Annotated in this window: 4 protein-coding genes; 1 reads left to right on the forward strand and 3 read right to left on the reverse strand. The window is 71.0% G+C overall.

The window, feature by feature from the left end; all coding sequences use genetic code 11:
- Window positions 1-229 precede the first annotated feature (229 nt).
- Window positions 230-1,069: a hypothetical protein gene (locus ABZ641_RS18340; protein WP_359983004.1), complete on the reverse strand. Its 840-nt coding sequence runs from the start codon at window positions 1,067-1,069 to the stop codon at window positions 230-232.
- A gap of 1,852 nt (window positions 1,070-2,921) precedes the next feature.
- Between ABZ641_RS18340 and ABZ641_RS18345 the strand changes: the two genes are divergently transcribed.
- A complete protein-coding gene (locus ABZ641_RS18345; protein WP_359983007.1) occupies window positions 2,922-4,055 on the forward strand; it encodes an IS630 family transposase in 1,134 nt (377 codons plus the stop codon).
- Here ABZ641_RS18345 and ABZ641_RS18350 read toward each other — a convergent pair.
- Window positions 3,980-8,284: a tetratricopeptide repeat protein gene (locus ABZ641_RS18350; RefSeq protein ID WP_359983010.1), complete on the reverse strand. Its 4,305-nt coding sequence runs from the start codon at window positions 8,282-8,284 to the stop codon at window positions 3,980-3,982. The genes ABZ641_RS18345 and ABZ641_RS18350 overlap by 76 nt on opposite strands.
- Before the next feature lie 263 nt (window positions 8,285-8,547).
- On the reverse strand, window positions 8,548-8,997 hold a 450-nt coding region (locus ABZ641_RS18355; RefSeq protein WP_359983013.1), incomplete at its 5' end, for a hypothetical protein.

Raw genomic sequence — 8,997 nt, forward strand, 5'->3', positions numbered from 1 at the left:
ACCCAAACCCCCCCCCCGCGTGGCCCCCCCGCCCCCCCCGCCCCCCCCCGCCCGGCCCCACGCCCCGAAAGCCGGATGACGTGCCGCGCCCGGAGCCCCATGGATGATCTGCCGGTGCCGGGACAGGCCGCGGGTGGATCGCCGATCATCGGGGTCCGCCGGCCGAAGTACCTGCACTGCTGCTCTCCGCCGGCCGGGAGCCGGGCGAAGAGCAGCAAAGCCGCACCGGTCAGTCGGCCGCCGCGTACAGGCCTCGGCCGGTGCGTTGGGCCCGCGAGGCCTTGGCGAGGCGCTCCAGCATCGTGCGCACCGCATCGACGGCACCGTTCGTGTCGGCGAGCCCGAGGCGTTCGGCCACGTCCCGGGCGCGCAGGGGCTCCTCGGCCTGCCGGAGGACGCCGAGCACGCTGTCCGCATCGGTCCGCCGCTGGCGGCCCTTCGACGGCTCCTGCGCCGCCTGGTCGGCGGCGGCCGGTGCCGCCTTCGCCCGGGCCGACTTCCTGGTCCGGATCGCCGTCTTCACGGCGGTCTTGGCCGTCTTGGCCGCCGACCGTGGCGCGGTCTTCTTCGCGGTGGCGGCCGGCGCCTGCTCGGCGTCCTGCCCGGGTACGTCCTGCTGCGCGGCGCTCGGGTCGGCGGACTTCTTGGCCGCCCGGCCCTTCCCGGCGGCTGCCTTCCGCGGGGCCGTCTTCTTGGTGACCGCCTTCTTCGCCGCCGCCTTCTTCGCCGTCTTCTTCGCCGCCGTCTTCTTCGCGGGCGCGGTAGCGACAACGCGGTCACTGTCGGCTGCCTCGACGGGCTCCGCGGCCTCGGCGGTCTCAACGGGCTCGGCGGCTTCTGCGGGCTCGCCTGCAGCGGCGGGCGCCTCGTCGGCAGGCTGCACCGGCGGGGCGGCCTGCGCATCCTCTGCTTCGCCGAGCGGCGCGTCCGACAGGGCGGCCAGGCCCTCGAGCACGGCCACCATCGCATTCTCCTGCGCGATGACGCCCGCCAGCTCCTCCTCGAGCCTCGTGCGCTCTTCCCGCACGGCCGGCAGCCTTGCTTCGATGAGTGCCCGCGTCGATCCCACACCGCTGTCCGTGCCGAACGTTCGTCCGCTTCCCACAAGCACTCCAATGGCGTCAACTGTTGCTCGTACCACCGAATTTACGACGGTCGGGCGGAGCCTGCCCGGCGATGCCGCGAAATCCGACCTTCCGGTACTGCTCCAGGACACGGCCGGGAACACCACAACCGCCGCGGCGCCCCTTTCACCGCAAGGCCCGGCCGGCGTCCGGCGCCCGGCCGGTAAGAAAGCATGGCGGTGCCGCCTGAGTTCGAACCGGCAACCGGTAGCAGGAGCGGCATGACGCGATGGCTCGCATGATGGACGGCGCGCAGCAACCGGGCAGCGGCTGCCCGTTGCAGGTCCGGGTGGCCAGCGGCCGGCTGGATCACCGCGCGCGCTGGGTGGCGGCTTCCGAACGTCGGCCGATGCGGCTGGAGATGCCCTGCGGGCGGTACTGGATCGAGGAGCACGACCTGGAGCGCGCGCTGTCGGGTGTGGCCCGCGCCGGGTGCGAGGAGCGGGCGCGCAAGGACGCCGACCCCGGTGAGACGCGGCGGCGCGCAGCGCTGGCCGGGGCAACCCGGCGGCGGGCGGTGGCCAGGAGGGACTATTCCGCCCGAGCTGGCCGCGTGAGGGAGTGCGGGGGCGCCTCGCGGCCTCGTTCGGGATGCCGACGGTGGCGGATGCCAGGCAGGGGCGGGTCGGCGTTGCTTTCCCGCCCACGCCGTCGGCTTTCTCAGGGCGGTCACAACCTACTTGGTGTCGTGGGCGGGCTCGTTCACCGGGACGGCGGACGCGCAGGTGTCGGCAGTGACCGCCTGCGGTGGGGGGATGCGGCCGGACGGCGGCACGCTGATCGTTTCCGGCAACTGTGTAGTGCACCCTGGGAAAGCCCCGCCGTTGCCCCCGAGGCGGCGGGGCAGGGCATCCACCAGGCCCAGGGACAGATACGCGCGGCCAGGTCACCGACGGACGCGGCAGGGGCTGCCGGAATCAGCAGTGCGGGACGTGCTCGTCCTCGCCGTCGTCCCAGCTGCGCCGCTCGTCATCGGGAACGGGAACGTCGTCGATCTCGGGCATCGCTTCGCTCATGGCGCCATGATGCGCCGTTCGCCGCGCCTGGAACAGCAGGCGTAGGGCGCAGCGGTAGCGCCGCGGTCGGCGAGATGACGAACACCTCCGCGGTGCGCAGCAGCTCCAGGTGCCGTGCGACGGTCCAGTTGGTGTGGCGCTCAAGGTCGGTGTAGGGCGGGGGAACGCCCAGGCCGCCGAGGATGACGGCCAGGGCGTACTCGCGCCTCGTCGTCGCTCAGGCCGCCCGACAGGACGGCGGTCCGGTAGGTGTCGCCGAGGCAGTTCCGGGTGTTCTGCTCCACCGTGGCCTTGGTGAACGGGTTATCGACGGTTTGGATGCTCTGCCGCAGAGCATCATGGGCCCGGCGTGCGGCACCTGCCGCCGACCATTCGCTCGCCGCGTCCCGCGACCGCTCCCGCCGTCCCCGGCTCGCCTTCCCCATCTGCGTGCTCCCCCTCTATGCCGCTATCCGCCCCGCACGCTGCCCGCCAGATGAAGGCTCAAAGCGTTGGACCTCGACAAACGTCTGGTTCCAGTCGGTCTCAGGAGGGCACGTGATAGAAGTCGCGCCGAGGTTCCCGGTGTCTCGCGAATCCTGGTCAGCCCACGGCGGTGGATAGCCGTCAAGCCTTCTTGGATATGACTGCTGCGCCAAGGGCACCCGTCCCTCACCCTGGACTCCCCCGAACGAACTGACCTACCGGCGACTTTCTAGTGCCGCATCAGGCAACCTTCGCCCTCTTGTGACGAGGCGCCCGGATGCTGCGGCTGGCGGCTCCGGGCGGTCAGAATGATCACGTGGCTGAACGCGTGCAGGTCCGGGAGATCGATGACGCCGAGGGCAGACGACTGCTGCGGATTGTCCGCCGGGGCACCGGTTCGGTGGTCACCTGGCGGCGGGCCCAGATGGTGTTGCTCTCCGCCCAGCGCATGCCCGTGGCGAAGATCGCCGAGGTGACGTTCACCAGCCCGGACCGGGTCCGCGATGTGATCCACAACTTCAACGCCGACGGCTTCGACTCGCTCTACCCGAAGTACCGTGGCGGGCGGCCGAGGACATTCACGCTGCCCGAGCGCCGGGAGATCAAGAAGATCGCCAGGTCCAGGCCGGCCGAGCACGGCCTGCCGTTCTCGACCTGGAGCCTGGCCAAGCTGGCCGACTTCCTGGTCGCCGAGGGGGTGGTCGACGACATCAGCCACGAGGGCCTTCGGGTCCTGCTCCGCGAGGAGGGCGTCTCCTTTCAACGCGTGAAGACCTGGAAGACCTCGAAGGATCCCGACTACGCGGCCAAGAAGGCCCGCGTCGAACACCTCTACGCGATCGCCGACGGCGAGGTCATACCCGAAGAAGGTGAGCCCGAAGTCGTCTTCTGCCTCGACGAGTTCGGGCCGCTCAACCTCCAGCCCCACCCTGGCCGGCAGTGGGCGGAGCGAGGCGGCCGCCACAAAGACCCCGACCGTGATCCCAGACCCCGAAGACGGGCGACCTACACCCGGCCGCACGGGGTCCGGCACCTGTTCGCCGCCTATGACCTCGGCAAGGACCAGCTCTACGGGCACGTCAAGAAGACCAAGAACCGCTCCAAGTTCCTGGAATTCTGCCGCTACCTGCGATCGCTGCACCCGGCGGACATGCGCATCGCGATCGTCTGCGACAACTACTCGCCGCACCTGACGACCAAGCGCTGCCAGCGGGTCGGGGCGTGGGCGGCGGCGAACAACGTGGAGATCGCCTACACCCCGACCAACAGCTCCTGGCTCAACCGGATCGAGGCCCAGTTCACGGCCCTGCGGTACTTCGCCCTCGACGGCACCGACCACGCCAGCCACAAGGAGCAGGGCAGCATGATCCGCCGCTACATCATCTGGCGAAACAAGCACGCCGCCGACGAACGGCTACGCGAAGTCGTCACCAGGGCGAACGTTGCCTGACGCGGCACTAGGTCGGCTCTGGCCTGCCAGTAGGCGAGGCCTTCTCGGGTGGCGACGGTGTCGGGGTGACCCGGGCCCAGGATGCGCAGACAGTCCTCCAACAACTGCCCGAATGCGCTGGCGGCGCCCGCGTCGTCGCCTGCCAGGCCCTGCCAGTAGGCAAGGTGGCCCCGGACGGCAAGAGTGTCCGGATGGTCCGCCCCAAGGACGCGGGTCCGTGCCGCCAGCAGCTTTTCCGCGGCGTCGGCCGCCCCGGCCGCGTCTCCCGCGGCTCCCAGGCAATCGGCCAGGAGTTGCCACGTCCGGACGGTGTCCGGATGGTCCGTCCCATGGACGCGGGTCCGTGCGGCCAGCAGCTTCCTCGCGGCGGCAGCCGCCCCGGCCGCGTCTCCTGCCTGGCTTCGCCAGTGCGCGAGGATGCCCAGGGTCGTGAGCGTGTCGGGGTGGTCCTTGCCCAGCGCGCGGCGGCAGTCTTTCAGCAGCGCTTCCTGTGTAGCGGCCGCTCCGGCGGGATCGCCCGCCGCGCCCTGTCTGTGAGCGAGGTCCGCCCGGGCTCTGAGGGTGTCGGGGTGGCGCCTTCCCAGCAAAAGCGTCTGGTCCTGCACCAGCTTCGCGGCCGCCTCGATCGCGGCCTCCTCCGGATCCTGCCGCGATGTGCGGTCGGCTCGGGCGGCGTGGGTGTCGGGCTCCGGCACCAGTTGCCGGTCCTCCGGCCAGGCTGGTCCCGGCACCGCGCCGTCATCTGTGCCCGCCTCGTTCCGCCAGTAAGCCAGTTGGCCCCGGGTGGTCTCGGTGTCTGGGTGATCTGGGCCGAGCGCACGGACTTGGTCCTCCAGCAGCGCGACCAGCGAGTTGGCCGCACTGGCAGGGTCTCCTGCTTCGCCGTGCCAGTGGGCGAGGGCTCTCCGGGCCTTGAGTGTGTCGCGATGGTCCGGCCCCAGTGCACGCAGGCACGCCTGCACAAGCTCCGCCTGGGCAGCAGCGGCGCCGGCCGGATCTCCCGCTTCACCTTTCCAATAGGCCAGGGCTTTCCGGGCCAGGAGCGTGCCGGAGTCGTCCGGACCCAGTTCGCCGAGGCAGGCCTGCAGGAGCTCCGCACTGATGGTGGCTGCACCGGCGGCATCCCCCGCCGCGCCCCGCCAGAAGGCGAGACCGTGCCAGGCCTCGAACGTATCGGGATGCCCGGGTCCCAGGACACGCAGGCTCACGTCAAGCAGCTCGGCGAAGTCGCCAGCTGCGCCGACCGCATCCCCCGCCTCTCCCTTGCGGCGGGCAAGGTCGTTCCGTGCCGCGAGTGTGTCGGGGTGGTCCGGCCCCAGAGTCCGCAGGCAACTGTCGAGGAGCTCCCTGGAAGCGTCCGCCGCACCGGCCGGGTCTCCTGCCTCGCTCAGGAAGTGAACGAGGTTCCTGCGGCTGGTGAGCGTTTCGGGATGGTCAGGCCCCAGGACACGAACCTGCAGCTGCAACAGTTCCGTTGTCACGGCGGCGGCACCGGCCGGATCCCCCGCCTCGTCCAACAGAACGACAAGAGTCTTCCGGAGTCCCACGGTGTCGGGGTGGTCCGGCCCCAGGACCCGCACCCGGTCTTCCAGCAGCTCCGCCGCGACAGTGGCGGCGCCGACTGCATCACCGGCTCCGGCAAGCCATGAGGCGAGATTGCTCCAGGCCGTGATCGTAATGGGGTGGTCCGGTCCGAGTACACGGACATCGTCCTCCAGCAGCTCCGCGAAGTCGCGGGCTGCGCCGGCCGCGTCCCCTGCCTCACCCCGCCGCTGGGCCAGGTCGTTGCGGGTGGTGAGAGTGTCGGGGTGCTCCGGCCCGAGAACGCGTTCCTGGTCGGTCAGGAGCTCGACAAGCGAGGCGGCGGCACCGGCCACGTCCCCTGCCTCGCCCTGCCAGAGGGCAAGGTCTCGCCGGGTGGCGAGAGTGTCGGGGTGGTCCGAGCCGAAAACCCTCAGGTGGTCTTTGACCGCCTCCTCGAAAACGGCGACTGCGCCGGCCGGGTCTCCCGATTCGCCCAGGCGTTCGGCGAAGTGGCTCCGCGCGGCGAGAGTGTCGGGGTGGTCCGGGCCCAGCACGTGCGCCTCGTGTTCGAACAGCTCCGCGGCCGCGGTAGCGGTACCGGCCGTGTCGCCCGCCCGGTACCGCCAGACAACAAGCGATTTCCGGGCCAACAAGACATCGGGGTGGTCGGGGCCCAGTATGCGCACCTGATCGTCGAGCAGTTCGGCGAGCGCTGCAGCGGCGCCGGCCGCGTCCCCTGCCTCGCCCCGCCAGTAGGCGAGGTCTCGCCGGGTGGCGAGTGTGTCGGGGTGTTCCAAACCCAGAACGCGCACCTGATCGTGGACCAGCTCCGCGAGCGTAGTGACAGCGCTGGCGACGTCTCCCGCCCGGTGCTGCCAAAAGGCAAGGTGCCGCCGGTTGGTGAGGGTGCTCGGATGCTCCGGGCCGAGGATCCGCACATCCTCGTCGGTCAACTCCTCGTATGCGGCGGCGGTGCCGTCGGCATCTCCCGCGGCGCCCCGCCAGAAGGCGACCTCGTGGCGCGTTTGCAGGATGTCGGGGTGGTCCGGCGGCAGCACACGCTCCCGGTCTTCGAGCAGATGCTCGAATGCCGCCACTTTGCCGGGCGCATCCTCCATCGGCACGAGGTCGGCAAGGTCATGACGTGTGCCGAACGTGTCGGGGTGGTCCGGTCCCAGGACGCGTATCTGCTCCTCGAGCACTTCGTTGAGCGCAACGGTGGCTCCGACTGCATCTCCCGCCTGCCCCTGCCAGACGGCAACACTCTCACGGACACGGAGGGTGCTGGGATGGTCCCACCCCCACACGCGTGCACAGCCCTCCAGCAGCTCGGCCGATGCGGCAAGCGCGAGGGCCACGTCCCCCGCATCGGCCCGCGCGGATGCAAGGTTGTGTCGGGTCAGGAGTGTGTCGGGGTGGTCCGGGCCGAGACGGTGCTGAGCAGTGTTCGTCATGTGCTCGTAGTGGGCAACGGCTGCGGTGGTCTGGCCGAACTCGATGAGGCTTCGTCCTGTGCGGTACAGGACGGGGTGGGTCTCGGGCTGCCAGAGCGCATCTTCGGCGTGGTGGATGAGGGCGTCGGTGTTGGCGCGAAGCGCTTGGGCGAGGAGGGCGTCGCGTTCGATGTCGGGCCACGCGGCAAGGAGGGCGTCGGCCGCGGTGCGGGCGACGTGGTTCAGTTGTTCTTCCGGGACGGCGTCGCGGATGCTGCGCTGGACGAGCTGGTGGATCGCGACAGTTCGGTGCTGGTTGTCGGGGGTGTGGTCGACGAGGCTGAGGCGGCGCATGGCCTGTAGTGCGGCAGTCGCGTCGCCGGTGGTGGCCTGGCCGTCGACCGGATCGTGTTGCGGTGTTCGGTGTGCCGCGAGGTGTTGCAGGGCAGGGGGGCTGGTCAAGACGGTTTCGGGGATGCCGCCGGAGTCGAGCAGGGAGAGCAGCTGGAGCATGGGACGGGCGTAGCCGGCCGGGTGGACGCGGTCCGCGCGCTCGACGGACAGTTCCCATGCGGCGGCTGTGGTGGTGCTCTGGTCGTCCGGCAGGACTGCTGTCTCGGGCAGTGCCTGCGACAGGGTGGAGGTGCGGTCGGCAAGCAGTCGGCGGTAGGCGGTGCAGTCGAGGCCGGTGTCCGTGAGATAGGCGGCGGCCTGCGAGAGGGCCAGGGGAAGGTGTCCGAGATCGTTGGCGAGGGCGGCGAGCTGCTCTGCGGGTTCGTGGCGGTCGCGGGCGGCGAGTGCGTCGGTCAGGTAGGTCGTGGACTCGTCGGGGGTGAACAGGTCCACGGTGACCGGTTGGCAGGTACGGCCGGTGAGTGCGGCGTCGCGACGGCGGGTCGTGACCAGGGTGCGGCCGTGCGGGCTGGGGGGAGGCCACAGCCCGCGCAGGTCGGATGGGTCGCTCAGGTCGTCCAGCACGACGAGCCATCTCGGGTTGCCGGTCGTGGTCTGTCCGGTGGCGGGGCTGCCGGAGGCCGGTGCGGTCGGGGCCTTGGGTTCCAGCCAGGCCAAGAACTCCATCGCGGCGGTTTCGGGACGGGCGGGGTCCGCATCAAGGATGGCGACGGCGGCCCGGGCGTAGATATCGATGACGGCCGAGCGGGAGGCGGCACTGACCCACACCAGAAGATCGACCTGACCCGCCTGCAGTGCCCGACGGGCGCAGTGGGCGGCGAGCTGGGTCTTGCCGGTCCCACCCATCCCGGCCAGCACGTGGCAGCGGACCGTCGCTCCCGGGTCTGCCAGGGCGGCCACGAGTGCGCGGGCCGAGGCGCGGTCCTGGAAGCAGTCGGCCCGCCTGGGCGGCACACCGACCTGGTGGGGCCAGGTGACCGGACGTCGGGGTGCTGCGTGGTACGAGACGTGGTCGATGCGGTACGCCGCGATGCTCCGGTCCGTCGCCTGGATCCGGATGTCGGCGACCGTGTCGCCCTCGTGCCGGGTGCTGGCGGGTGGGCCTGTGGTTGCCGGTCCGCTCAGCCCCGGGACGGATCCGGCACGGGAGGGCGTTCGGGCCCGGCACCTTCGCCGCGGGTCGGACTTGCCGGAGCCGAGGTGCCGATCTGTGCGCCGCCTTCGATCACCGCAGCGGCGATGGAACCGTGGTCGGCCGTTGCGGTGATGTCACCGCCTGCCGCGACGCCGCCGGCCGCGGCCGAGACCGTGGGGCTGTCCGGGAGAGCGCGGGCGAGCAGGGCCCGCAAGGAGGCCGCTGCCTTTTCTCGCTCCTGGTCGTCGAGACTTTCCAGCATGTTCTCGATACGGGCCTGCCAGGATGCCTCCTGGCGGATTCGCTCCCGCTCGGCTTCCTCGCCGTCGGCCTGATCCAGGGCCTGCTCCGTCCGGTCCAGACGCTCGAGCTCCGCCCGTTCGCGCTCGGTGTCACCACGGCCGAACCAGCGGGCCAGTTGCTGACGTAACCCGGC

This window comes from Kitasatospora sp. NPDC007106, from assembly GCF_040634455.1.
Classification (GTDB): Bacteria; Actinomycetota; Actinomycetes; order Streptomycetales; family Streptomycetaceae; genus Kitasatospora; species Kitasatospora arboriphila.